A 26164-nucleotide genomic window follows, 5' to 3' on the forward strand; every position below is an offset into this window, starting at 1 on the left:
GAGTGAAGATGTTTGATATTATGGAGCAACACGGCGAAGAAGCCGTAATTAAAGTAATTGGTGTTGGCGGCGGCGGCGGTAATGCTGTTGAGCACATGGTAAAGCAAGAAATAGAAGGTGTACGCTTCATCGTTGCAAATACCGACGCACAGGCACTGAGAAAGTCATCTGCAGATGTAACAGTACAATTAGGTACGCAAATTACACAAGGCTTAGGTGCTGGCGCTAACCCTGAAGTGGGTAAAAATGCGGCTGAAGAAGATGTCGAAACCATCAAGGCAAGTCTTGAGGGAGCTGACATGGTGTTTATCGCTGCTGGTATGGGGGGCGGTACAGGCACTGGTGCAGCACCAGTGGTTGCACGTGTGGCGAAAGAACTTGGCATTTTGACGGTTGCAGTTGTTACACGTCCATTTGATTTGGAAGGTAAAAAGCGCATGGCAGCGGCTGACCATGGCATTGGTGAACTGTCTGAAATTGTAGATTCGCTTATTACAATTCCTAACAACAAGTTACTGAAAGTACTTGGCAAAGGGACTACATTATTAGACGCGTTTGCAAAAGCAAATGATGTATTGTACGGCGCTGTTCAAGGTATCGCAGAATTAATAACGCGTTCAGGTTTGATTAATGTCGACTTTGCTGATGTAAGAACTGTGATGTCAGCGATGGGCACAGCGATGATGGGGACTGCCGCAGCGTCAGGTCCTGATAGAGCGCAAGAGGCGGCAGAAGCTGCAATTTCAAGTCCGTTACTTGAAGACGTTGATCTGACAGGTGCAAAAGGCATTCTTGTTAACATTACTGCGGGTATGGATATCACCATCGAAGAATTTGAAGTGGTTGGTAATCATGTAAAAGCATTGGCGTCTGAAAATGCGACGGTTGTAGTCGGTGCAGTGATTGACCCAGAAATGAGTGATGAGTTGAGAGTGACTGTTGTCGCGACGGGATTAGGGGGCGATCGTAAGCCTCAATTCGGTATCGTAGATAAAGGCATTCAAGGGCTTTCTGGTCAAGCTGCAACAGGTACACATGGGCCAAGTCATACTAACGACGACTTTGTTCCAAGCTTTGGTGGCGCAGGTAACAAGCCTGTTGAAGCGCAGCCAAGCAGCGATACTGGTGCTGGATTTAATGCTGAAACCAATACAACATCAGTAAAAGAAGCGATAAAGACGACTGAACAATCAAAAGAGTCTGGTGAGAAAGAGAAAGGTGATTATTTCGACATTCCAGCATTTTTGAGAAAACAGTCAGATTAGGATAAATAATGACCGATTGGCAAGGGGTGTTAAATATGATACACTCCGCGGTCTATTAACTTAAAGTGGGCGAATATATGATTAAACAACGTACAATTGCTGAAGTTGTTAAAGCCACAGGTGTAGGTTTACACAAAGGTGAAAAGGTCACGATCACTCTCCGACCTGCGAGCGCAAATACAGGTGTTGTATTTCGTCGCGTAGATCTAGACCCTGTTGTCGATTTTGAGACGACCCCTGAAGCTGTGGGTGATACGCAATTATGTACTTGTTTAACGAACAAAGACGGTGTTCGCCTTTCTACAACTGAGCATTTAATTGCCGCAGTTGCAGCTTTAGGTATTGATAACTTGATTGTAGAACTCGACAGTGCAGAAGTGCCAATTATGGATGGTAGTGCATTACCATTTATTTATCTGTTGCAAAAAGGCGGCATTGCCGAGTTAAATGCTGCTAAGCGCTTCATTCGCATCAAAGAAGCTGTTCGTGTTGAAGATGGTGATAAATGGGCAGAGATTGAGCCTTATGATGGGTTTCATATCGACTTTGAAATCGCTTTTGATCACCCGGCTATCAACGCGAGTCGTCAGCGTATTGGTTTGGATATCACAGCACAAAGCTTCACTGAAGAGATAAGTCGTGCGCGTACTTTTGGTTTTATGAAAGACATTGAATATATGCATGCTAATAACCTTGCGTTGGGTGGTAGCATGGATAACGCAGTTGTGCTGGATGATTTTAAAGTACTCAATCCGAATGGCCTACGTTATAAAGATGAGTTTGTTAAGCACAAGATCTTAGACTGTGTTGGCGACTTGTTTATGACGGGGCATAATATTCTCGGTAAAGTGACTTGTTATAAATCAGGTCACGGCTTAAACAATAAACTACTGCGCGAAGTGATGGCCAATGAGCAAGCGTGGGAGTGGGTAACCTTTGATGAACCGGTGACAATGCCAGCTCCTGGGCTGGAAGCCGGTCAACAAGTTACCGCCGGATAAGAAATGACGCGAAAGCGTCATTTTTTTTGCCTGTTTTATGATTAAAAGCTTATTTCTTTGCGTGTTGGGCGAGCTTTAATAATCTTTCTTTGAGCCCTTCAGGGGCCGATTCGGCTAACATGGTGAGTTGCTCTGCTGTGGACTCACTGAGTTTATGTTGTTTTGCCGGTTTGTTCTGAGAGTTGGCTGGGCGCTGTGCTAACCGTTGCTGGGCCTCTGGGTTTGTGGTTATTTTGACTTGGCTACAATCGTGAAAGCCTGATTGTCTAAATTCAGACAGTATTTCCATTTTTAGATAACCAAGGCGAGTTGCTAATGTAGCAGAGGCGGCTTCAATACACAGCGTGCCTTGATGATAATTGGAAACCCGGCATTTTTTACTTAAAATAGGGCCTAACGCTTTATTTAAAGGAGCTTGTAAGGCTGCAATATCTTGTGCCTTCTCGACATAGTTGGAGAGTTTATTAGACCACTTTGGAGCCAGCTCTGAGAGTGATTTAGGATCAAATCTATTTTTTGCCATGCCGCACCTTCATCAATGGCGTTCTATCACTATTTATATTCTACCTTATTTTTGGTATTTGGTATCGTTAGGGACTGTTAAAAACAAGCTGAATACCTAAAGGTAAAATCTCCTTCTTTTATCGCACTTGAAGTTTTGGATAGTTATCCCCATATCTGCATAATTACCAAACAATACCGTCATATCCTATGGGTAATATTTAAGTGATCATATGCGTTATTGCGTGTATTCTTGAAACGCCTTGGCAACAGATATGTTATTAAATGGGAACAGTTTTCGCTTAGGTGGTTTGCAGATGCGCATAGTCTGGTATGATAGGTATAAAATTAACTCGGCACACAGCACAAACACGACTTTGTCGCCAACAGGACTTAGTAAGCCTTTTGGGTATACGCGAATGCACGGGCTTACAAACATAAGATTGAAATGGTTTAAACATGATAACTAAAATTTTTACCAAGATTTTTGGTAGCCGTAACGACCGGATGATCAAAAATTTACGCAAAACGGTCGCTTTAGTTAATGCTTTAGAAGAGCAGTATAGCAAGCTATCTGATGAAGAACTAAAAGCAAAAACAGCAGAGTTTAGACAAAGATTTGAGCAAGGAACCAGCTTAGACGAATTACTTCCTGAAGCATTCGCTACAGTTCGTGAGGCCTCAAAACGCGTCTTTGAAATGCGTCATTTTGACGTGCAAATGATTGGTGGTATGGTGCTGCATCAAGGCCGTATTTCTGAGATGCGTACGGGTGAGGGTAAAACGCTTACCGCTACGTTACCTGCTTACCTAAATGGTATAACAGGTAAAGGTGTTCATGTTATCACCGTCAATGATTATTTGGCTAAACGTGATGCTGAAAACAACCGCCCATTGTTCGAATTTTTAGGTTTGAGTGTTGGTTGTAATATACCAGGCATGATGCCTGCACAGAAGAAAGAAGCGTACGCGGCAGATATTACATACGGTACAAACAATGAGTTTGGCTTCGATTATCTTCGTGACAACATGGCGTTTAGTATTGAAGAACGCGTTCAACGCCCTTTGCATTACGCGGTTGTGGATGAAGTCGACTCAATCTTAATTGATGAAGCTAGAACGCCATTAATTATTTCTGGTCCAGCTGAAGATAGCTCAGAGCTATACACACAAATCAACAAAATCGTTCCTGAGCTCGTTCAACAAGAAAAAGAAGATGAAGAAGGTGTTGAGGGCGACGGTGATTACACGATCGATGAAAAATCAAAACAAGCACACCTGACAGAACGTGGCCAAGTCAATGTTGAAGAGTTACTTATCAAGCATGGTTTGATCGAAGAGGATGACTCTTTATATTCAGCGGGCAACATTACCCTGCTGAGCCATGTTTACGCAGCACTTCGTGCGCACAAGTTGTACCAAAAAGATGTTGACTATGTTGTAAAAGATAACGAAGTCATCATCGTTGATGAACACACTGGTCGTACTATGGAAGGGCGCCGTTGGTCTGAAGGCTTACACCAAGCAGTTGAAGCAAAAGAAGGTGTGCGTATTCAAAATGAAAACCAGACGTTGGCTTCAATTACGTTCCAGAATTACTTCCGTCTCTATGAAAAACTGTCAGGCATGACAGGAACAGCAGATACAGAAGCATTTGAGTTCCAGTCTATTTATGGCCTTGATACGGTTGTTATTCCGACCAATAAACCAATGATCCGTGATGACCGTGCAGACTTGGTGTACTTAACACAAGAAGAAAAGTTTGAAGCAATTTTAACTGACATTAGAGATTGTCAAAAGCGCGGACAACCTGTGCTTGTCGGTACTATTTCAATTGAAAGCTCTGAGTATTTATCTCACTTCCTGCGCAAAGAGAAAATTGAGCACAATGTCCTAAATGCTAAATTCCACGCGCAAGAAGCGGATATTATTGCTGATGCAGGTTTGCCTGGTAATGTGACGATTGCAACGAATATGGCGGGTCGTGGTACGGATATCATGTTAGGTGGTAACTGGCAGAATGATATTTCTAAGCTTGATAACCCGACAGAAGAGCAAATTGAGCAAGCGAAAGCGAAGTGGAAAGAGCTTCATGACAAAGTACTTGAGGCTGGCGGCTTACATATCATCGGTACAGAGCGACATGAATCGCGTCGTATAGATAACCAATTACGTGGTCGTTCTGGTCGTCAAGGTGATGCCGGTTCGAGTCGCTTCTACTTATCAATGGACGATGCATTGATGCGTATTTTCGCAGGCGAGCGTATGACAGCGATGATGCGCAAACTTGGCATGCAACGTGGCGAAGCAATTGAACACCCTTGGGTGAACCGTGCAATTGAAAATGCCCAGCGCAAGGTGGAAGCTCGTAACTTCGATATTCGTAAACAACTTCTTGAGTATGATGATGTTGCAAGTGATCAACGTCGCGTCGTGTATGAGCAGCGTAATGAGTTGCTTGAAGAAGGTGATATCTCAGAAACAGTCAATGCGATCCGCAGTGATGTACTCAACAGTACAATTGATCGCTTTATTCCACCACAAAGCTTGGCAGAGATGTGGGATATTCCAGGTTTAGAAGAACGCCTGAAAGCAGACTTATTGCTAGAGCTACCAATCGCGAAATGGCTTGAAGAAGATAGTAAGCTGTATGAAGAGTCCTTAAGAGAGCGTATCGTTGAGGAAGCTGAGAAAGCATATAAGCAAAAAGAAGAGCAAGTAGGTGTAGACGTACTTCGTCACTTCGAAAAAGCAGTTATGTTACAAAGCCTTGATCAGCATTGGAAAGATCATTTGGCTGCCATGGATCACCTACGCCAAGGTATTCATTTACGTGGTTATGCACAGAAGAATCCGAAGCAAGAGTACAAGCGTGAGTCATTTGAATTGTTCTCAAATATGCTTGAAACATTGAAGGTTGATGTAGTCGGTGTGCTGAGCAAAGTGCAGGTACGTGCGGAAGAAGATGTTGAAAAAGTTGAAGAGCAGCATCGTCGCAGTGAGCAAATGCCAAGACAATATCAACATGAAGAAGCTGAAACGGTGGGGGGGGAAGCGCCTCAAGGTGCCGCAATTGCAGCTCGTGCTGAGCCTAAGGTGGGTCGTAATGAACCTTGTCCTTGTGGTTCAGGTAAAAAATACAAGCAGTGCTGTGGTAAGTTAAGCTAAGCAGTCACGCTATTTAATGTAAAAGCGACCTTTGGTCGCTTTTTTTATGAGATATGATGATGAATAAAAAAGTGGTTAATGTGGCGGTTGGTGTCATTGTTAAAGAAGATCAATATTTTGTCTGCAAACGCAGTGATGAACAGCACCAAGGTGGGCTTTGGGAATTCCCTGGCGGTAAAGTTGAAAAAAATGAAAGTGTAGAGCAAGCGCTTGTTAGGGAGCTTGCTGAAGAGATAGGGATTGAGGTGAAAAGCTCGTCACATTTGCTGACCGTTGAACATGATTATGGAGATAAAGCCGTTCGTTTAGTCGTGCATACGGTTGCGGACTTTACGGGTGAAGCGAGGGGTCTTGAAGGACAACCATCTCAATGGGTTGATCTTGAAAAACTACAAGCGCTGGCATTTCCGTCAGCAAATGTGGCAATTATTGAAGCTTTATCAACTAAAAAATAAGCCGTTACAATTGAGTGTGACCTCGAGGATTTGAATCTAATGTGCTGCGAGGTATTATTCATATATGTATCTAAAGGAGCCAGCATTTATGCGTAAAAAATTCGCAGCAATTAGTGTAGCGATGGCACTTGGCCTCGTTGGCTGTAGTGAGCAGCCACAAACTCAACCAGCAGCTGAAATTGTGCAGCAACAGACACTGAGTTCAGGTATTGAACTTGCTAACATAGACTCGTCAATTCGACCTCAAGACGACTTTTATCGTCATGTCAACGGCAAATGGTTAGCGCGTACAGAGATTCCCGCCGACAAATCAAATTATGGTTCTTTTACTGAGCTTAATGAGAAGTCTCAAGCTGCATTAAAAGTGATTTTAGAAAGTGCGGCACAAGACGCGTCAGCTACCCCAGGCAGCGATGAATATAAACTCGGGGCATTTTACAAAAGTTACACAGATGAGCTCGCAAGAGAAGAAATTGGTGTAGCAGCGTTGGATGAGTACTTATCACCCATTAAAGCACTCACGAAAAAATCTCAACTACCATCGCTTATTGCCAAATTACAGTTGCAAGGGGGCACTACCCCTTTTTCTTGGTATGTGTACAACGATGCCAAAAATTCAACCGTAAATGCAATGTACTTGTATCAATCTGGTTTAGGATTACCAGATCGTGATTTTTATCTTAAAGACACTGAGAAGTTCAATAATAATCGAGCTGCTTATCAAACGTATATTACCAATATGCTGTTTGAGTTTGGCTTCGATGAAAAAGGTGCTGAGCAAGCAGCGACAGATATTCTTGCCTTAGAAACTGAGATTGCCAAGGCACAGTGGACGCGTGTAGATAGTCGAGATGCTTCGAAAACTTACAATAAGCTGACAATAGATGAACTGAATGAGCAGATGGGGGAGTTTGATGTCACAGCGTATTTCAACACGTTAGGCGTTAAAACCGATAAGGTCATTGTGTCACAGCCATCTTATTTTACTCAGCTGTCAAATATCGTGAATAACACAGACATTGCAGTATGGCGCGCTTACTTAACTTTTCATTTTGCCAGCAATTATGCAGAACTACTTGAGCGTAAAATAGTTGACTTACGCTTTGGTTTTTACGGCAAAACTTTAAGAGGGTTAGAAGCGCAGTCCCCAATGTGGAAAAAGGCCGCAGATGCAAGTAATGATGTTTTGGGTGAGTTGTTAGGCAAAATTTATGTCAAAGAGCATTTCCCACCAGAAGCCAAAGCGCGTATGCAAGACATGGTAGATAATTTGATCCTTGGTTTTGATAAATCTATCGATGGTTTAGAATGGATGAGCGCACAAACGAAAGCGGCGGCAAAAGCGAAGTTGGCAAAGTTCACACCTAAAATTGGTTACCCAGATAAGTGGCGTGATTACTCAGGGTTAGAAATTAGTGCTGATGATCTGGTGGGGAATTATGTGCGTTATAACGAGTGGTCATATCGTGCGATGATCGACGATTTGGGTAAACCAGTAGATCGATCAAGGTGGTATATGACGCCACAAACGGTCAATGCGTATTATAATCCGGTTAATAATGAAATTGTCTTTCCCGCTGCGATTTTACAACCACCATTCTTTAATTTAGAAGCCGATGACGCCGTGAACTATGGTGCTATAGGTGCGGTAATAGGGCATGAAATAGGTCATGGGTTTGATGACCAAGGTGCTAAATACGATGGGGATGGTAATTTAAGAAATTGGTGGACCGAGAGCGACTTATCTCAGTTCGAAGCACGTGGAAAGCAGCTGATCAATCAGTTTAATGGCTTCAAGCCATTTGACGATGTGCATGTGAATGGTGAGCTCACCCTAGGTGAAAACATTGGCGATCTAGGCGGTTTAACTGTGGCTTATCAAGCCTATAAGTTATCACTCGATGGCAAAGAAGCGCCTGTTATAGATGGTTACACAGGCTCACAGCGTTTCTTTATGGGCTGGGGGCAAATTTGGCGTCGAGAGTATCGAGAAGAAGAATTACGAAATCGTTTGATGACGGACTCTCATTCACCAAGTGAATATCGTGTTATTGGTATTTTATCGAATATGCCACAGTTCCATGAGGCATTTGATGTGCAAGAAGGCGATGGTATGTATAAAAAGCCTGAAGAACGAGTGAAAATCTGGTAACGAGCATATATGTATAAAAACCCGCTTTGAGTTAACCTTGAGCGGGTTTTTTTGTGGAATAAACGGGCTTTTTTAAAATTTGATAGCGCTGTCATTTTTTCTTCTATATGATGAAAAGCTAACAATAAGTTGGTTAGTGCTATTAATTTGGGCCACATATTTCCTCTCGTTGCGCAATATCATAAATCGTATAATTCAGAATGCGTAACGCTTGGGGAGAGCTTTTGCTAAAATGTGGTTTCAAGGAATAGCCTTTAGGAGCTAATATGAATCTACGAAAAAATCTGCTCGCGCAGATGTTTGCAACGACGCTGGTCACTGCCTCGTGGGGCGCAAGTGCAATGCTTTCTCAACCTCAGCTAGACGCCTTTGCTAAAGATACACAACTCACTTTTGCAGTAGAAAACAACTTCCATGGTGGTGCTGGTAGTTTCATCGGCTCTGTGACATTAGAAAATCGTTCAAATGTTGCTTTGCCCAAGGGGGAAAGTGATTGGCAGATTTACGTACATTCAGTTAGAAAAATTAAAACATTAGCGTCAGCTGGTCTGCGTATTGAGCATGTCAATGGTGATTTGCATCGCTTTGTGCCTACTCCTGAGTTCGCTGGACTCGCTGCGAATGAATCACTCAAAATTGAATTTGAAGCGGCAGCTTGGATAGCAGCATACACCGATTTTATGCCGCGTGCATTTATTGTATCTGGTCAGTCTTTACCTGTGATTTTTGCGAATACAGATACTGAGGAGATGTCGTCATTCGTTGCGCCGATTGAGCGAGAAAACCAACTGAAAAGGCATAATGAGCCATTAGATTATTCTCCATTGGCTACTGCTGCTTGGCGATATGAGCACAATGCGCATAACGTCAAAGTTGACAAAGAAGCTGCGCTGAAACGTATTATCCCTAAACCTCAGAATGTTGATTTTAATCGTGGTGTGGCTCAGTTAAATGATAAATGGCAAATTCGTTTTGCAGGACGTTTGAAATCTGAAGTGGCGGTTTTTCAGGAGGACCTAAGTGAATTTGGTTTGACTCTGGATGCTAAAGCAGATCACATTTCGGCAGGCAAAGTTCCTACCATTTTCCTCAAAGTTGAAGCGGACGAAGGGCGCTATTCAGGTCAATCAGGCAGCTACAAGCTCGAAGTAGATGACGATAAAATTGAAATCATCGGTACAGATAATGCGGGTGTATTCTATGGGATCCAAAGCCTATTAGCTCTGTTTACAAAGGTACCAGATGGCAGTGTTGAAGTGCCAAATGTAGAGATTGACGATACGCCGAGATATGGTTGGCGTGGTATGCATTATGACAATGCGCGAAATTACCATGGGAAAGACGCTTTATTTAAGCTCGTTGAGCAAATGGCGCGTTACAAGCTAAATAAATTTCACTGGCATTTCTCAGATGATGAGGGCTGGCGCTTAGAAATTCCAGGCTTACCTGAGCTATCGGAAATTGGCGGTTATCGCTGCTTTGACTTAGAAGAGCGCTCATGTTTGCTGACTCAGCTTGGCACGGGTCCATTTAAGACGGGCTCTGGAAATGGTTATCTATCAAGAACAGACTTTGTTGAGCTATTAAAATTTGCGAAAGCTAGGCACATAGATATCATTCCAGAAATTGAAGGTCCAGGACATGCCCGTGCAGCCATTAAAGCGATGGAAGCCAGGTATCATAGATTAATGGAACAGGGTAAAGAAGCCGAAGCGCGCGCTTTCTTATTGAGTGATCCTGAAGATAAATCTGAATATTTGACAGTACAAAACTACACAGATAATTCATTCAATGTGTGTATGGACTCAACTTATGCCTTCGTTGAAAAGGTGACTTATGAGTTGCAAGGCATGTATCGTGAAGCGGGTACGCGCTTAGAAAACCTGCACTTTGGCGGTGATGAAGTGGGTGCGGGTTCTTGGACCAAATCGCCTGCATGTAATGCCTTATTTAATGAAGCGAATAATGGCATTGCAGGGCCAGCTGATTTGAAACCATACTTCACACAGCGCATTGCGAAAATCTTTGCAAAACGCGGGATTGCACCGGGCGCTTGGGAAGATGGCTTGATGTATGATCGTGTAAATCCATTTAAACGTGATGAATTCCCTAACCAAGTCTTCACTGCTAACGTATGGGATAATATCTGGGAGTGGGGTGTCGCAGACAGGGCTTACCGTTTGGCAAACGATGGTTATCAGGTCGTGCTATCTCACGGTACACACTTATACTTTGACCATCCTTATGAAGCACACCCAGCTGAACGAGGTTATTATTGGGCTGCAAGATATACAGATACCAAAAAAGCATTTAGTTATATGCCAGATGATGTCTATGCTAACGCAGACTTTACCCGTAATGGCGAAGCGATTGACAATTTGGAAGCGCTTGTGGGTCGACCATTACCAAAGCTCGAAAAACCTGAAAATATCTTGGGAATGCAAGGGCAGGTATGGACTGAAACGATCCGCACTGAAGATCAGGTGATGGCGATGATGTTCCCACGTGTTTTGACCGTTGCTGAGCGTGCATGGCATAAAGCAAGCTGGGAAGGTGAGCAGCCAAATGAAAAAGCACGAGCAACTGACTGGCAAGAGTTTTCAGCGACATTGGCGTTAAAAGAATTGAATCGATTGGTCGCAGATGGTGTGAATGTTAACTTACCTGTGCCAGGTGCGGTGATCAAAGATGGTCAGTTATTGGCGAATAGTGCATTTTCATTTTTGACAATTGAAGTGAGCTTGGACGCTGGTAAATCGTGGCAAGCATATTCAGGTCCGATGTCAGTAAGTAATTCATCAGATGTGCGTTTGAGAACGACATTAGATGGCAAAAAGTACAGTCGAATTACAGGTTTAGAGTAAACCTACTGATAATTTAAAATTTAAATAGGGGCGTTTGCCCCTTTTTTAAATCCAGTTTAGTATAATTTCTAACTAGAAATACGTGTAAAATTAACGTAAAGTTAAATGTCAGCGCTGTCATTTTGCTGTGTGAACTTATTTTTATATACAGCACTGACATTGCTGCAAGGCTTTAAGCCTTAGAAAGCGGGCACAAAAACAACATATATCGTGTACCTGTGATAAGTGGTCACAAGTGCAACTTGTCATAAGATTTTATTGCAACAAGAAGAGTATTATGGAAGCAACAGTGGATATGAACGAAAAAGCGAAGCAGAGTGTCTGGTTGCCGATGACACTGGCTGGTTCTATGTTTTTTATATTGGGGTGTATAACCTGGTTGAACGGCGCTATCACTCCATTTTTACAGCAGATGCTTGAACTATCGCCGTTACAAGCGTCATTTATTATATCGTCATTTTATATTGCCGTAACGATTGCAGGTATCCCATCTGCAATGGTGATTAAAAAAGTGGGATATAAAAATGGTATGGCAGTAGGCTGTGTGATCATGGCTTTGTCAGCGCTACTATATATTCCTGCAGCCAAAATGCAGGCAATTGAAATATTCCTTTTAGCGCAGCTATTAATTGGTGTTGGTCAAACCGTATTACAAACGGCCGTTAACCCATATGTCGTTAAAATGGGCTCTGAAAAGTCTGCGGCAGTGCGTGTATGTATAATGGGGCTATTAAATAAGTCAGCTGGTGTGATTGTACCTATTGTGTTTGCTGCGGTTGTAGTAAGCGGGGTTGTTAATGGCGGCGAAAGTTTATCGCAAGAACAAAAAGATGCGATGGCAAATAGCTTAATAGCGCCTTACCTAGCCATTTCTGGTTTAATATTTTTATTCGCACTATTCGCAAAGTTTGCGCCTCTTCCTGACTTGGTATTTGAAGAAGAAAGTAAAACATCAAAAGGTGAATTAAGAGAAGCCTTACAACACCCTCACTTAGTGTTAGGTGTAATCGGTATTGCACTATATGTTGCAGTTGAAGTTATTGCAGCAGATACGATTGGTTCTTATGCACTACACTTGGGTATTGCTGACTATTCGATTATGACATCATATACCATGGGTTGTATGCTGCTTGGCTACGCAATTGGTATTGTCTTAATTCCTCGCTTTATGTCTCAACAGAGCGCTTTAGTGATGTCGGGCATAGCTGGTATTGTCACAGTGCTTGCTGTTGTGATGGGGGATAACAATTCTTTTGTGCTTTCTAATCTATTGTTGGTGCCTTTTGGTGGACCTCAGCTACCAGATCCGTTATTGTGTATCGCATTACTCGGTTTTGCTAATGCAATGGTATGGCCTGCTATTTGGCCGCTGGCATTAGATGGCCTTGGCCGACTGACTGGTACAGCTTCTGGCTTACTGATAATGGGTATTGCCGGTGGTGCTTTAGGTCCATTGCTTATTGGTTTAGGGAATGTTGCAGGTCTTGGTGCACAAGGTGCATACAGCTTAATGATCCCAAGTTACATATTTATACTTTTCTATGCTTTGAAAGGTCACAAAATGAGAAGCTGGAAATAAGTAAACAGAATTTCTATTTATAAGTAGAAATAATCCCGTGTGTAATGCCACCTAATTTAGGTGGCATTTTTTTTACTTGCCTAGTTAGTAACTTGACACTTTTGGCTAAGCAACAATGACGACTTTGCGCTCAGGCAAATTTCTTACAGCTATGACGAAAAGAGATCAAAAGTCGATTAAATAATTGAATAGTTTGAAGAAAGAATAAATAGCAATGATGTGCTAAAAAAGAGAGATATTTAATTATAAAACATAGAGTGATAAAAAATAGAATACACAAAAAGAAGGAGATGGGGCGACTGATGGGGCTCGAACCCACGACAACCGGAATCACAATCCAGGGCTCTACCAACTGAGCTACAGCCGCCACAATGTTTCGTGTAACACCTCTTGGGTGTGGCGCGCATAATACAGTGTTTTGCTGACAATGCAAAGACTTTTTTTATTTTTTTGACTATTTTAGTTTGTTTGGGGAAAATCTCCACAAAATGTCTAATATTTATACCTTCTGTAAATAATTATACTGATAACTCTCTGAAATAGGACGCTTTATGGACATCATACTCGACTGGTTCAATAACAATTCAGATTTAATTGTGCACTATGCGCTTCAAGCTTTACTCGCCTTAGTTATTTTCTTAATCGGCCTTAAAGTGACGCGTTTTTTATCTAACCTAACAGAAAAGGCAATTTGTAACCGCAAAGTGGATAAGGCCGTAGGTGTTTTCTTAGCAAACATAGTATATGCCTTGGGCTTTGTTGCGACACTACTTATGGCTTTATCACAGGTTGGTGTAGAGACAACGTCATTCATTGCCATTTTAGGTGCTGCAGGCCTAGCTGTTGGGCTAGCATTACAAGGGTCTCTTTCTAACTTTGCTTCGGGCGTGTTAATTATTATACTGCGCCCATTCAAGTCCGGTGATTATATAGACGCAGGTGGAAAATCTGGCAGTGTCCGTAAGATAGAGATATTTTCAACAGAACTAATTACGCCAGACAATAAAGTGATTATAATACCCAATTCCTCCATTATGTCTGGTGCGATAGTAAACTATTCAAGGGAAAAAACGAGACGAATCGACTTAGTCATAGGTGTAGGTTATGAATCAGATTTGAAACATACTAAGACAGTTCTGGAGACTGTATTGAATCATGAAGCTCGTATCTTGAAAGACCCAGCGTATACTGTTGCTGTCTTAGAGCTTGGAGACTCCAGTGTTAATTTTGCAGTCAGGCCCTGGGTTAACACTGGCGACTATTGGCCAACTTACTTTGATTTGCTAGAAAACATTAAAATTGCATTGGATGATGCAAATATTAATATTCCGTATCCGCAAATGGATGTGCACTTACAAAAAACTGAAAAATAAGGTTGATTTTAGAATGAAATTTAAACTGCTCTCTTTGTGTGCATTGATGACAGTATCGTCTCAGCTTGCAGCAGAAGAAAATAATAGTGGCAAGAAACTCCCAGAAGAAAAAGAGTGGGATATTACCAGTGAAGTCGGTGCCATTATCACAAGCGGTAATACGGAGACAACGACGTTAAAAGGGGAGATCAAAGCAAAGCATCATCTAGATAATTGGCGAAATGAATACAAGATCGATGGCATTTTCAAAGAAGATGAAATCGAAAATGATGATGGGGTAAAAGTTAAAGAGCGTACTAATGAAAAGTACTCTTTATCTGTGCAAGGTAATTACAAATTAGTAGATGACCACAGCCATTTATTTATTTTTGGCTCTTATGACTCAGATTACTTCGGCGCGTATAGAAGTGAATCTGTGTTCTCTATTGGTTATGGTTTGCGAGTACTTAGCCGCCCTAATATGTATTTAGATTTTGAAGTTGGTCCAGGTATCAAACGCTTTGAGTATCAGGAAAACAGCACTGAAACGAAGGATGATGGCCAATCTTTAGCAGGTGAAACGGAAAGTGAAGCAATTGGTGTCGCGAAACTCGACTATGAGTGGACTATTTCTGACAATGCTAAATTCACACAGGTCATCGCGGTAGAGTATGGTGATACCAATACTAAATCAGAGTCAGAAACGGCTTTAATGGCTAAAGTGAATGGGTCACTACAGATGAAGGTAGCCTACAAAATTACCCACAACTCAGAAGTAGATGTAGGCAAGGAAAAAACGGATACAGAAACGTCACTGACACTCGTTTACAGTTTTTAACGAATTGAATTACATCTTCACAAAGTTATGACAAAAAAAAAGGGCTTAGGCCCTTTTTCTATTTCATTGTTATCGTGTAGAATATTCAATCTTTTTTTGGTTATTGACTAACGGGATACTGACACTGATGTATTTTAAGCATGTTTTAGCAATAGTTTTATTGGGTTTCAGTGCTTTAGCTGGCGCTTTTACACCAACTGCGCAGCAAATAGAACAGTTTAAAAAACTGCCAAAATCTCAACAGGAAACGTTAGCAAAACAATATGGTATTGATTTATCAAGTATTGGTGTGCAGGGTAATAGTGAGCAGCATGATCAAACCACTGAAAAGAGCATATTGCCACGAGAAGATATCTCAATAGAAAATAACTCAGATCCGTTAAAGCCAGAAGAAGTAATATTAAAACCATACGGCTATGAATTGTTTGCTGGAGAGCCAACCAGTTTTGCGCCGACAGAGCAGCTGTCAGTGCCCAATGACTATATTATCTCTAGTGGCGACAGCTTGTCAGTAAGCCTTTATGGTAAAGAAACAGCCACACACCTTATCACTGTTGACAGAGAAGGTCGATTAAACATTCCCAACTTTTCCCCTGTATATGTTGCTGGTTTGACATATGGGGAACTGAAAGAATTAATAGATAAAAAAATTTCAACAGAGGCTATAGGCCTGAAAGTTTTTGTATCAATATCTGAATTAAGAAGCTTAAGAGTTTTAGTCGTCGGTGAAGCTCATAAACCAGGTAGCTATTCACTATCTCCCCTATCTACTGTTACTCATGCCTTATTCGCAAGTGGTGGTCTATCAGAGATAGCTTCCTTGAGAAATATTAAGGTGAAAAGACGAGGTAAAGTTATCTCACAATTAGACCTATATGATTTGCTGTTGAAAGGGGACAGTTCTGGAGATGTGACACTGCAATCTGGAGATGTTGTATTTATCCCCTCAGTTGGTCCGCAAGTAACGGTGGAAGGGTTTGTAAAACGCCCCGCTATTTTTGAGTTGAAAGACGGTGAAACTGCTAAATCTTTAGTCAATATGTTTGGTGGATTTAAAGAAAACGCTTTTCTTGAACAAGTAGAAGTGAAACGTGTCATTGAGCATAGCAAAAAGTCAGTTATTTCAGTCGATTTTACTCTAGATAAGACTGCTTACACTCCCCAAGGTGGAGACTATCTTAAGGTGAAAAGTGTCAGTAGTGAGGTACTTGACTCTGTAACGCTGATCGGTGCGGTTGCTCGCCCAGGTTATTATGAGTGGAAAAGTGATATCACATTTGATCAATTGGTTAGTAATACAAAGACGGATTTGCTTCCTCAAGCTGATTTGGATTACGCGCTTATCGTTAGAGAAATTGCTGCGACTAATGAAATCGAAGTTATACAGTTTTCAATAGTTGATGCATTGAAAACTAAAAACGTACTACTGAATAAAAATGATGAAGTTTTTGTATTTAGTCGTTTTAATGATTTAGAAAAAGAAGAAGCAGCGCTTAAAAATTTAGCCCTCACAGAAACAGAACAAGAGCTTCAAGAAAAAGTTAAACTGTGGCACTTATATGAACGAAGGCAGTTTGATCAAAAAGTGTTATTTGATATGGCTCTAAATGATGCTTTACAAGATGAAAGCGAAGAGGAAGTCGAAATTAAAGTTGAAGAGGTAATTACACCAACTGCTTTTGGCAGGGAGAGTTTACTCGCTCCAATTCTAGCTCAGTTAGAATATCAAGCGACTGTTGGTAATTCTAAAGCTACTTTCGAAGTCGATGGCCAAGTTCGATTCCCTGGAGTATTTCCTTTAGCAAAAGGTCTTGATGTAAATGCTGCCATTACAGCTGCAGGGGGGCTACTTGAATCCGCTTATGTCGATTTTGCAGAAGTTACCAGAGTGTCTTCATCAGGAGATGTCTCTTATATTAAAGTGACAGATATCGACAAAGAACCTTCTGAAAACATTGTTTTATTGCAGGGCCGAGATACATTAAATATTTTAATGCAGCCAAATTGGCAAGAGAGTTATAAAGTACATTTGAAAGGAGAAGTTGTTTTTCCTGGAACGTATACGATTAAGCGCGGTGATACTTTGCAAGAAGTCCTTACCAGAGCTGGCGGTATAACAGGGTTTGCTGAACCTAAGGCCGCTATTTTCACTCGTGAAGCGATTAAAGAACAAGAACAGAAACAGCTCAAAAGGTTATCTGAGGACTTAAGAAAAGACATTGCATCAAAGAGCTTTCAAAAGTCAATTGGATCAAATACATCGTTAACCTATGAAGAGACTAACAAGTTACTAAAAGATCTTGCCAGTGTAGAAGCATTGGGTCGACTTGTCATTGATTTGCCAAGCATTCTTGAAGACCGAACTGTATTGAGTTTACAAGATGGTGATACTTTGTATGTTCCTGGCCGTCAAGACTCAATTTCAATCATTGGTGAAGTCAATTACAGCTCATCTCATTTATTTAGACAAGGCACTTCAATTGAAGACTATATCAATTTAAGTGGTGGTATGAGAGATAGAGCCGATGAAGAAAAAGTCTACGTCATAAAAGCTAATGGCGCCGTATTTATACCAAATAGAAGTAGTTGGTTTGCGGTAAACAATAACGTCCAGTTAGAAGCGGGGGATACCATAGTTGTCCCTATGGATGCGTCGCACATGGATAGCTTAACTCTTTGGAGTACAGCAACTCAGATATTTTATCAGTTAGGTGTTGGTATCGCTGCTTTAGCGAGAATTTAATTTAAAAAAGTTTAATAGGCTTCAAATGAAGCCTGAAAGATTAACTTGTGATGAGTACTCTAAAGTTTCATCCTGAAATTAGCCTCATTAAGGGTAGGTAGCTAATATGCAGAGAGTTAAAGTGCACAGCACGAATGACAGTAAAAGTATTAAAAGCATACGGTATTTGAATAAATCCTTTCGTTCTAGAAAACATGCACTAAACCAAAAAACAATATATTTATATTGCCCAGAATCTGCTGTGCAAGAAGTATTAGCGTGCTGCGAAGATTATGACTTTGAAGTTGTAATTAATGACTATAGCTTGAGAACATTTAGCCGAAAGGTAATTTGTCATTATCACAGCTCTATGTTAGACAAAGAGCAAAAGCTATTTTTAATTCGTGCTATGGAATATGGCTCATGGGTTGAGCCTTTAGTAAGTTATCTAGATGACAGAAATAGCTATTCAGAAGTTAAGTTATTAAATAGTGGTTATTTTTTGCATCAGAAGGCATTCTCTATTCTTTCGACACAAAGAAATCAATATATAAAAAGGGCAATAGATTTAGTGTTGTCTTTAACTGCCTTAATCTTACTATTTCCAATATTGATCTTAGTGGCTATTGCTATTCGATTGGAAAGCAAAGGCAGTATTATTTATAAACAAATGCGTGTTGGCCAATTTAACCAAGAGTTTAATGTTTTTAAATTTAGATCTATGGTCCAAAATGCAGAAAATGGTAAAGCACAGTGGGCAAAGAAAAATGATCCTAGAATAACAAAGGTAGGTTCGTTTATAAGAAAAACGAGATTAGATGAATTACCACAACTGATAAATGTTATTAAAGGTGAAATGTCTCTTGTGGGTCCTCGCCCAGAACGTGAGGTGTTTATTACAGAGCTTGAAAAAGAGATACCTTATTATAGGTTTAGACACTCTGTTAAACCAGGTATTACTGGCCTTGCACAAGTATCGTATCCTTATGGTGATTCGATTGAAGATGCAATTTGGAAACATAAATATGATATCTACTACATTAAGCATCATACTATATTAAATGATCTTGTTATTCTGATTAAGACAGTTAAGGTTGTTTTATTTGGTATGGGTAGGTAGTTCTCTAAAATTTGCAATTAAGTTTAATAACCTAGGTCGTATTGATGAGCTCGCAAAAAAACTTTGATGAAAACTCAGTTACTCTATTGGAATTACTCCAATGGCTGTGGCGTGATAAATTAGTAATTATCATTATAGTGGCTGTTTTCTCAGTTGCATCAGTATATTACGCACTTTCGCAAGCAGATGAATATAAGGCTGATGCAATATTATCACCTTCTAACTCACAGCCCAGGCCTGGACTTGGTGGTGAATTAGGGGGACTTGCTGCTATTGCTGGTGTGAATCTTGGTTCTTCTGACTCTGGCCAAGTTGCTCTAGCTATTGAGGTGATGCAATCTCGCAGCTTTATCTCAGAGTTCATTGAACGTCATGAGCTGGTCATACCCATTATGGCTTCAATCGATTGGAATTCATCAGAAGACAAACTGATTTATGACCCTGAAATTTATGATGTTAATACTCAGCAATGGCTTAGGCCTAAGAGAGGGTTGAGAAAAGAGAAACCTTCTTTTCAAGAAGCTTATGAGAAGTTTGTTACTGACATATTCACTATATCAAAGGATAAAGAGAGTAACTCGTACACAGTATCAATGATGCATTATTCGCCTTACCTTGCTGAAAGGTGGGTAAATCTAATCATAACTGATATTAATAAAGAGATGAGAAAGCGTGCTATAGTAGAGGCTTCGAACAATTTAACTTATCTAAATTTACAGTTAGATAAAACCTCTGTAGTGGAGATGCACTCTACGCTTTATGAGTTGGTAAAAGAGCAAACTAAGAGCTTGATGTTGGCGAGTGCACAAGAAGAATTTGTATTTAAGATTGTTGATCCAGCAGTTACCCCTGAGATGAAAGTAAAACCAAAGAGGGCTTTACTATGTATTATCGGTAGTATTTTGGGTTTGGTTTTAGGTATGGCTGTATCATTTATCCGTTTTATATTAAGAAAGGATAGAGAAAAGTTGCAGCTACAATAGAACTTAATTAGCCTATCATGTATTTATTAACAACCTTGCTTTGCGTATCATATCTATATTTATTAGATAGAAGGTTCGATAAGTTTGCGTTTCTATTGGTCATAACCCCTATCGCTTTTTTATATTTTCAGGTTCCTGCATTACAAAATGATGTTGGAACTGATTATATGTCCTATGTTGAAATGTATAGGTATGGTTATAATATTGAGTTTTATTATAACAAAAAGGAATGGGTGTTTTATTCAATATTAAAGATTGCAACGGCGTTTAGCTTGGGCGAGCAGTCAATTTTCGTTCTCGTTTCACTAGTATATACTTTTTTTTGGGTCTACCTGATTTGCTTGTTGAAAAATGCAGGGTATCGAGTATGGCTTATTGTTTTGCTCTATTTTACAGTAACAGGAATATATCAAAATCAATTGAATGGCTTACGTCAATATATGGCAATTGCTATTCTTCCTTGTGTCTTTGTATTGCTGTACCAGAGAAAATATTTTGTAGCGACTATACTTACAGCCATTGCAACCTTGTGTCATGCATCATTTATATTAGTTTACCCTTTTTTATTTGTTTTTTTATTTAGGCCAACGCCTAAAAAAATTGCATTTTTATTCATATTCGGATTTGCAACATCAGCGTTTTTCATTCCAAAACTTTTACCAGTTATAGTTAATATGCTATTCGGAAATTATGCTGGCTATTTTGATAGTGAATTATCAGCAAGTGCTAACTTGTTGTCTGTTTTAACCAAACTTTATTATTTTCCCTTGTTCATTTGGGCATTTGTGAAATATTGTAAATCATATAGGGAAGAGGCTAATAATAAAAATTATAAAATGTTAATGTATTTTTTTATGGTTTTAGCTGTAACGTATTGGCTTTTTATCGTAAATATGTATTTTGGCTTTTTTGGTAGAGTTTCTCAGTATTTTATGATTTTTTATATATTCCCAATATATTACCTTGTTGATAAGCTTATAAAAGAAAAAAGAACTTACCTTACTATAGTGATTTTTGCTTATCTGCTTCTCCCATATATTTTGAAGGTAACTCTATTTGCAACTGCTGAATATGAGTACCAAACAATTTTAGGATTACTCTAAATGTCAAAAAAAAAGATTTGCATTGTAGCTCCAATTCATATTTGGGATGATGTAAGAGTATATAAAAAACAAGCAGTTTCACTAGCTGCCAGCGGGTTCGATGTAACTTTGATTGCGAGAATGGATGCAGAGTTAGATGGCACAATACAAGAGGGTGTCCACTTAGTCAGATCAAAAATATCAGATAAAGGGAAAATTGGCAGGATTGCATTTATTTACCGAGTATTTCTCCAAGCGTTAAAATGCCGAGCAGATATTTATCATCTACATAATCCTAACAGCATTCCAATCGTTATTCTTCTGTCATTACTATCTAGACAAGTGGTTTATGACACGCATGAAGACTATTCACAACGTCTACTTTTTCGAGAGTGGATCCCGAAAAGCTTTAGAAAATTGTTATGTTGGCTTGTTTCAAACTTGGAAAAGTGTGCAGCTAGAGCTTCAGAGTTTTCAATTGCAACCCAAACTTCTGTAGTGAAAAGGTTGGGTAACAATGCAATTTTAATTGGTAATTCACCTAGGTACAGTCCTGATCTCGTAGAGAAGGTTAAACAAAATAGCAGGAACATTGTTAAGTCAGATAGCTTTAGATTAGTTTATCTGGGCGCTATTAATGAGTCTCGGGGGATCAGCGATATTGTTAATTCGCTGGAGTCAATCAACAAACATGCAGATACTAGACTATGGTTAATTGGAGATATTCCTTCAGCCTATAGACTGGAGCTAGAAAACTTACCGGGCTGGTCATTTGTCGACTACCTGGGAAGGCTAGAACAAGATTCTGCATTTGCTTATGTTTCACTATCTGATTTGGGTCTAATTTGTATTCATGATGTTGGGGACCATGCTAAAACTGACCCTAATAAGCTATATGAATATATGTCATTTGGAGTTCCTTTTGTGGCTAGTAACTTTAGTGCTTGGAAAGAAAAGCTAAAATCAGTCAATGCTGGTTTATTCATCGAGCCCAATGACCCAGAAAAGCTAGCTGAGACTATTATAGAGTGCACTGGAAGAGTCGATGAGCTCCAAGAACTCGGTAGACAGGGAGTAAAGTTTGTTGAGCAGAATAACTGGTCTCAAGAGTTTTCCAAGCTAGAACAAAATTATAGAGAAGTCCTTAAATGAAAATTTCATCCTTATATAAAATAGTTAGCTCAAATCTTAAAACTATAGTTAGTTATCACTATAGTATATTAAAGTATAAAAGAGAGAACTGTATATTAGTAAACTATTTTAAAGGTGTCCCTAACTGGGGGGATGACTTGAATCAATACCTTATTGAAAAAGTTTCTGGAAAAAAACTAGTTATATACCCTTATTCCAAAAGAAAGCATGTTCTTGGTATCGGCTCTATATTACACAGGGCGAGAGATAATAGCTCAGTTTGGGGAAGCGGTTTTATATCAAAGGACAGTGGCACAAAAAGCAAACTGGATGTTTTTTTATTAAGAGGTCCTTTAACAGCGGAAAAGCTGGGCTTCAAAGACGTTCCTTATGGGGATCCTGGAGTTTGTATAAGAAAGTATTATTCGCCTAAGCCTACTAAAAAGTATAAGTATGGTTTAATTCCTCACCATGTAGATAAGGGAAACTCAGTTGTTAAGGCTTGGGCAAGCCGTAAAGACACACTATTTATTGATATTCAACAGGATATAGAACCTTTTATTGATCAACTTCTTAGCTGTGAAACGATTATCTCTTCATCACTTCATGGGCTAATCGCTTCTGACTCTTACTCAATACCAAATACACATGTTGTATTTTCAGATAAACTGTTAGGTGGCTGTTTTAAATTTGATGATTATTCACTTGGTGTTAGTGGGAAAAAGAGAAAGCCAATTTATATTAAAGAAGGCCAGGATATAGAAAGTCTTGAAACTAGTTTCTACTATAACGAAATTTCAGATTCAAAAATAGAACAAATTCTTAGCCTATTCCCTAGAACTTAAGTTTTATGAGAAGAGTTTTAGAGTTTTATCGGCAGCCATTTTATAGGCAAACTGTTAACGTGTTTATTGCTAAGGTGATTGCGTCTTTAGTGGGTTTTATCACTACTGCACAGTTAATAAGGAGCCTTGGTGGGGAAAGTGCTAGTAGCTATTTCTTTTTGATCGCTGTGATATCTGTTTTAACTGCAGTTTCTAGTTTGGGTTCTCCAGATGCAATCTTAAAGACTGTGGCGATCAACAAAGAAGCTACTGGCTTGGTAAAGAAAGTGGTTGTTGTAGTATGTTCTATTTCAATAGCAGCGTCATTAGCTCTAACACTTATAGTGTTTGTTATTACCAGATTTGTGCATTTATCTAATGATGGCTATTTGTGGTTGTCTGTGTTAACTGTATTGCCGATGGCTACGATAGTGCTTGTACTCGCTTCTGCTATTCAAGGTAAAGGCTATGTAGTTTGCGCAATGATTATTTCTGGTCTATTCCAGAACTCAATAGTACTAGTTTCCCTTTTTACTTTTGCTGATTCATATGGTGAAGTTGTTCAAGTTTTTGCATTCGCAAACTTGCTTGCTTGTTTGTTTGCTTATCTTCTTCTTAAGGGAGATTGGCGTGATAAAACTAGCGACTTTGATTGGCGCCGTTTCAAGTCTACTTGTTCGTCAATGTTAGTGACCCAATGTGTCACTCAGTATAATAATAACTCAGCTATTTTATTACTGGGGTTTTTATGGGTGGGCAGTGATATTTCAATCATCGCTATATCTCTAAAAATAGCAACTCTGCTTGGATTTATAATTATATCTGTAAATAAGGTTGTTGCCCCTCAAATAGCAAGAATTTATAAAAATTCTAATTTGGATGAACTCCAAAAAATTATAACAAAGTCAACACGGCTTATGTGGGGGTTATGTCTTCCAGCTGTACTTATTATGCTGTTTTTTTAGCCCTGAGTTGTTAGCGTTTGTAGATGAGTCATTTAGAGAACAATACATCATTCTCGTTATACTCGCTGTAGGTCAGTTTGTTAACGTGTTGACGGGTAATGTCGGTTTACTGTTATCAATGACTGGCTTTGAAAAATTACAAAGGAATATATTGCTTTGTTCTTTGTTTTTTTCAACTTTGATTGGTGTTGTATTGATAAAGTCACACGGTCCAGTTGGTGCTGCAGTTATGGTGACTTTTAATACTATTTTTGTTAATTTAACTTCTTACTTTTTTGTTTTGACTAAAGTGAGAATTAACACGTTAAAAGTAATTTAGTTTATTATGAGTAAAAAGGTTAGTGTATTAATACCTGTCTATGGTGTTGAAAAGTATCTTCCTGAGTTTTTGGGGAGATTAAAGTCTCAAAAAATAAATGATGTAGAGTATATTATAGTTAATGATGCATCTCCTGATAATTCTCATAATTTAATCACTGAGGAAATTAAAGGTGATGAACGCTTTGTGTACATAAACAAACCTCAGAATGAAGGTTTGTATGCTGCGAGGCAAGACGCATTTGATATTTCTACTGGTGAATACATCATTAATTTAGATCCAGATGACTATGTTTCTGAAAGCTTTATTGATGATATGTATAACTTTGGTTCATTGAACTCTCTCGATATTATCGTAAGCAATGTTCAATTGATATCTGAAAATAGTGAAATAATTAATAATTCAAAGTCAATTATAAGAAATGAAAACTTTTTATATGATAAAGATAACCTATCTAGTCTGATTTCCACACCTTATGCCACATGGTGTCGAATGTATAAACGTTCATTATTAGTTAAGACTGGATATAGGTATGTTCAAGGTGAACTTTTTTTAACTAACTATCATTTTTTAAAAGGTGTCCGTTCTGGATTTTCTAGTTCGAGTACTTATTTTTATCGTATTAGAGATAATAGTATGTCATCGACTTCTCGTTCATCGAAAAAGTTGAGCGAAAAGTTATCCTGTGAAAGTATATCTGATTTTAGTGATAAAATTGAAAAGCTTGGATTGGAAGTTGCGTATAAAGAAGAGTATTTTTTATTTAATAACTTATCTTTCACCAAGTTGGTTTTTATATCTTGTGTCCATAATAAAGATATAAATAAGTTCAAATATATGAAAAAAACGATTTCCGGTGAATTTCCAGCTTCTATAGTAAATATAATAAAAAATTACAAAAGTATTCCCAAAGAGCTATTAGTTTTTACTACACTCGAGTTTTTTGGCCTTACTCGCCTCATGCTTTATATCAAAAGCAAAAAGTAATTGATTAGTGGTTGGGAAAATTATATGCCTATAGTATCTGTTATTATGCCGAGCTATAACTCGGAGAAAACAATTTCTGAGAGTGTACAGAGCGTTCTTTCACAATCTTTCGATAGTTGGGAGTTGATCATTGTTGATGATAACTCTACAGATAGTACGTGGGAAATTATAGAAGAGCTTCAGGGCTCAAATAGCAAAATTAGAGCTTTTAGAAATCAAGAAAACAAAGGAGCCGGCGGCAGCCGTAATCTGGCTATTGATAAGGCTTCAGGAAGATATATAGCATTCCTTGACTCAGATGATATTTGGGCTCCGGAAAAGCTAGCAGAACAAATTGCTTTTATGCAATCAAATGATTACCCTTTTACATATACTTATTATCAAAGCTTTAATAGTAACAGAGAGTTAGGAGTGACAAAAGCGCCTGACTCCATCTCATATAATGAACTTTTGTACAGTAATGTAATTGGTTGTCTAACAGCAATTTACGATTCTGAGTATTTTGGAAAGCGTTATATGCCTTTAATCCGAAAACGCCAAGATATGGGGTTATGGTTAGAGCTTTTGTCTGCTACTCCAAGAGCATATTGCCTGACAAAAAACCTAGCAAAATACAGGGTAGATAGTGGTATGACTGCAAGTAAAACAAGTGTTTTAAGCTATCAATGGCGGTTCTATAGAGATGTGGTAAAGCTTGGTTTCTTTAAGACAATATGTGTTTTTTCTGTTTATGCTCTTAAAGGGTTTATTAAAAATAGAAAGCGATATATGGATTAAACTGCCTTTATTGAGTCGTCCATGATAAAAATTGGCGTCTTAACATTACAGTATGTCTATTTTAAACTTTTAGTATGCA

The 26164-nt window shown here is 39.2% G+C and carries 19 protein-coding genes and 1 tRNA gene; 18 read left to right on the plus strand and 2 right to left on the minus strand.

Annotated elements, in window-relative coordinates; translation table 11 throughout:
- Nucleotides 1–8 precede the first annotated feature (8 nt).
- Nucleotides 9–1265: a cell division protein FtsZ gene (gene ftsZ, locus JF50_RS04005; RefSeq protein ID WP_039608216.1), complete on the plus strand. Its 1257-nt coding sequence runs from the start codon at nt 9–11 to the stop codon at nt 1263–1265.
- 77 nt (nt 1266–1342) lie between these two features.
- Nucleotides 1343–2266: a UDP-3-O-acyl-N-acetylglucosamine deacetylase gene (lpxC, locus tag JF50_RS04010; RefSeq protein ID WP_039608217.1), complete on the plus strand. Its 924-nt coding sequence runs from the start codon at nt 1343–1345 to the stop codon at nt 2264–2266.
- Between the two features lie 49 nt (nt 2267–2315).
- On the opposite strand, the gene JF50_RS04015 is transcribed toward lpxC, so the two are convergent.
- Nucleotides 2316–2789, minus strand: coding sequence for a DUF721 domain-containing protein (locus JF50_RS04015; protein ID WP_039608218.1), 474 nt, complete (start codon nt 2787–2789; stop codon nt 2316–2318).
- Nucleotides 2790–3226: 437 nt separating this feature from the next.
- Here JF50_RS04015 and secA point away from each other — a divergent pair, with 437 nt between their 5' ends.
- The 5 genes from secA (at nt 3227) to nagP (ending at nt 12985) form a co-directional block, all read left to right on the plus strand.
- Nucleotides 3227–5935, plus strand: coding sequence for a preprotein translocase subunit SecA (gene secA, locus JF50_RS04020; RefSeq protein ID WP_039608219.1), 2709 nt, complete (start codon nt 3227–3229; stop codon nt 5933–5935).
- 59 nt (nt 5936–5994) lie between these two features.
- On the plus strand, nt 5995–6390 hold the full coding sequence (gene mutT / locus JF50_RS04025; RefSeq protein ID WP_039608813.1) for an 8-oxo-dGTP diphosphatase MutT: 396 nt from the start codon (nt 5995–5997) through the stop codon (nt 6388–6390).
- Nucleotides 6391–6478: 88 nt separating this feature from the next.
- Complete coding sequence (locus JF50_RS04030) at nt 6479–8542, plus strand: M13 family metallopeptidase (RefSeq protein ID WP_039608220.1); 2064 nt, start codon at nt 6479–6481, stop codon at nt 8540–8542.
- Between the two features lie 266 nt (nt 8543–8808).
- A complete protein-coding gene (locus JF50_RS04035) occupies nt 8809–11406 on the plus strand; it encodes a family 20 glycosylhydrolase (RefSeq protein ID WP_039608221.1) in 2598 nt (865 codons plus the stop codon).
- A gap of 277 nt (nt 11407–11683) precedes the next feature.
- Nucleotides 11684–12985 carry an N-acetylglucosamine MFS transporter NagP gene (gene nagP, locus JF50_RS04040; protein ID WP_039608222.1) on the plus strand — a complete coding sequence of 434 codons (1302 nt, stop codon included), beginning with the start codon at nt 11684–11686 and terminating at the stop codon, nt 12983–12985.
- A 291-nt stretch (nt 12986–13276) separates the two neighbouring features.
- On the opposite strand, the gene JF50_RS04045 is transcribed toward nagP, so the two are convergent.
- Nucleotides 13277–13352 (minus strand) — tRNA-His (locus JF50_RS04045).
- Between the two features lie 184 nt (nt 13353–13536).
- Here JF50_RS04045 and JF50_RS04050 point away from each other — a divergent pair.
- The 11 genes from JF50_RS04050 to JF50_RS04105 all read left to right on the plus strand — a co-directional run bounded on the left by JF50_RS04050 (nt 13537) and on the right by JF50_RS04105 (nt 26085).
- Nucleotides 13537–14358, plus strand: coding sequence for a mechanosensitive ion channel family protein (locus tag JF50_RS04050; RefSeq protein ID WP_039608223.1), 822 nt, complete (start codon nt 13537–13539; stop codon nt 14356–14358).
- A gap of 13 nt (nt 14359–14371) precedes the next feature.
- Complete coding sequence (locus JF50_RS04055) at nt 14372–15175, plus strand: DUF481 domain-containing protein (RefSeq protein WP_039608224.1); 804 nt, start codon at nt 14372–14374, stop codon at nt 15173–15175.
- Between the two features lie 127 nt (nt 15176–15302).
- Nucleotides 15303–17918, plus strand: a complete 2616-nt coding sequence (locus JF50_RS04060; RefSeq protein ID WP_039608225.1) for an SLBB domain-containing protein — start codon at nt 15303–15305, stop codon at nt 17916–17918.
- A 106-nt stretch (nt 17919–18024) separates the two neighbouring features.
- Nucleotides 18025–19017 carry an exopolysaccharide biosynthesis polyprenyl glycosylphosphotransferase gene (locus JF50_RS04065; protein ID WP_080760109.1) on the plus strand — a complete coding sequence of 331 codons (993 nt, stop codon included), beginning with the start codon at nt 18025–18027 and terminating at the stop codon, nt 19015–19017.
- A 44-nt stretch (nt 19018–19061) separates the two neighbouring features.
- Nucleotides 19062–20000: a Wzz/FepE/Etk N-terminal domain-containing protein gene (locus tag JF50_RS04070; RefSeq protein ID WP_039608226.1), complete on the plus strand. Its 939-nt coding sequence runs from the start codon at nt 19062–19064 to the stop codon at nt 19998–20000.
- 17 nt (nt 20001–20017) lie between these two features.
- Nucleotides 20018–21103: an EpsG family protein gene (locus JF50_RS04075; protein ID WP_080760111.1), complete on the plus strand. Its 1086-nt coding sequence runs from the start codon at nt 20018–20020 to the stop codon at nt 21101–21103.
- Nucleotides 21104–22234, plus strand: a complete 1131-nt coding sequence (locus JF50_RS04080; RefSeq protein WP_039608228.1) for a glycosyltransferase — start codon at nt 21104–21106, stop codon at nt 22232–22234.
- On the plus strand, nt 22231–23058 hold the full coding sequence (locus JF50_RS04085; protein ID WP_052262127.1) for a polysaccharide pyruvyl transferase family protein: 828 nt from the start codon (nt 22231–22233) through the stop codon (nt 23056–23058). Before JF50_RS04080 ends, JF50_RS04085 begins: the two co-directional genes overlap by 4 nt.
- A gap of 5 nt (nt 23059–23063) precedes the next feature.
- On the plus strand, nt 23064–24002 hold the full coding sequence (locus JF50_RS04090) for a lipid II flippase MurJ (protein WP_152614454.1): 939 nt from the start codon (nt 23064–23066) through the stop codon (nt 24000–24002).
- Between the two features lie 325 nt (nt 24003–24327).
- Nucleotides 24328–25308 carry a glycosyltransferase family 2 protein gene (locus JF50_RS25945; protein ID WP_052262128.1) on the plus strand — a complete coding sequence of 327 codons (981 nt, stop codon included), beginning with the start codon at nt 24328–24330 and terminating at the stop codon, nt 25306–25308.
- A 24-nt stretch (nt 25309–25332) separates the two neighbouring features.
- Nucleotides 25333–26085, plus strand: a complete 753-nt coding sequence (locus JF50_RS04105) for a glycosyltransferase family 2 protein (protein ID WP_039608231.1) — start codon at nt 25333–25335, stop codon at nt 26083–26085.
- Nucleotides 26086–26164 lie beyond the last annotated feature (79 nt).

The organism is Pseudoalteromonas luteoviolacea (assembly GCF_000814765.1).
Lineage (GTDB): Bacteria > Pseudomonadota > Gammaproteobacteria > Enterobacterales > Alteromonadaceae > Pseudoalteromonas > Pseudoalteromonas luteoviolacea_H.

What these genes read in the sequence shown, in the direction of transcription:
- JF50_RS04075 (WP_080760111.1), top strand. Translation starts at nt 20,018, where the DNA reads ATGTATTTATTAACAACCTTGCTTTGCGTATCATATCTATATTTATTA.
- JF50_RS04070 (WP_039608226.1), top strand. Translation starts at nt 19,062, where the DNA reads ATGAGCTCGCAAAAAAACTTTGATGAAAACTCAGTTACTCTATTGGAA.
- JF50_RS04060 (WP_039608225.1), top strand. Translation starts at nt 15,303, where the DNA reads ATGTATTTTAAGCATGTTTTAGCAATAGTTTTATTGGGTTTCAGTGCT.
- JF50_RS04015 (WP_039608218.1), bottom strand. Translation starts at nt 2,789, where the DNA reads ATGGCAAAAAATAGATTTGATCCTAAATCACTCTCAGAGCTGGCTCCA.
- JF50_RS04065 (WP_080760109.1), top strand. Translation starts at nt 18,025, where the DNA reads ATGCAGAGAGTTAAAGTGCACAGCACGAATGACAGTAAAAGTATTAAA.
- JF50_RS04085 (WP_052262127.1), top strand. Translation starts at nt 22,231, where the DNA reads ATGAAAATTTCATCCTTATATAAAATAGTTAGCTCAAATCTTAAAACT.
- JF50_RS04055 (WP_039608224.1), top strand. Translation starts at nt 14,372, where the DNA reads ATGAAATTTAAACTGCTCTCTTTGTGTGCATTGATGACAGTATCGTCT.
- JF50_RS04050 (WP_039608223.1), top strand. Translation starts at nt 13,537, where the DNA reads ATGGACATCATACTCGACTGGTTCAATAACAATTCAGATTTAATTGTG.
- ftsZ (WP_039608216.1), top strand. Translation starts at nt 9, where the DNA reads ATGTTTGATATTATGGAGCAACACGGCGAAGAAGCCGTAATTAAAGTA.
- JF50_RS04090 (WP_152614454.1), top strand. Translation starts at nt 23,064, where the DNA reads ATGAGAAGAGTTTTAGAGTTTTATCGGCAGCCATTTTATAGGCAAACT.
- JF50_RS25945 (WP_052262128.1), top strand. Translation starts at nt 24,328, where the DNA reads ATGAGTAAAAAGGTTAGTGTATTAATACCTGTCTATGGTGTTGAAAAG.
- JF50_RS04030 (WP_039608220.1), top strand. Translation starts at nt 6,479, where the DNA reads ATGCGTAAAAAATTCGCAGCAATTAGTGTAGCGATGGCACTTGGCCTC.
- JF50_RS04105 (WP_039608231.1), top strand. Translation starts at nt 25,333, where the DNA reads ATGCCTATAGTATCTGTTATTATGCCGAGCTATAACTCGGAGAAAACA.
- nagP (WP_039608222.1), top strand. Translation starts at nt 11,684, where the DNA reads ATGGAAGCAACAGTGGATATGAACGAAAAAGCGAAGCAGAGTGTCTGG.
- lpxC (WP_039608217.1), top strand. Translation starts at nt 1,343, where the DNA reads ATGATTAAACAACGTACAATTGCTGAAGTTGTTAAAGCCACAGGTGTA.
- JF50_RS04080 (WP_039608228.1), top strand. Translation starts at nt 21,104, where the DNA reads ATGTCAAAAAAAAAGATTTGCATTGTAGCTCCAATTCATATTTGGGAT.
- JF50_RS04035 (WP_039608221.1), top strand. Translation starts at nt 8,809, where the DNA reads ATGAATCTACGAAAAAATCTGCTCGCGCAGATGTTTGCAACGACGCTG.
- secA (WP_039608219.1), top strand. Translation starts at nt 3,227, where the DNA reads ATGATAACTAAAATTTTTACCAAGATTTTTGGTAGCCGTAACGACCGG.
- mutT (WP_039608813.1), top strand. Translation starts at nt 5,995, where the DNA reads ATGAATAAAAAAGTGGTTAATGTGGCGGTTGGTGTCATTGTTAAAGAA.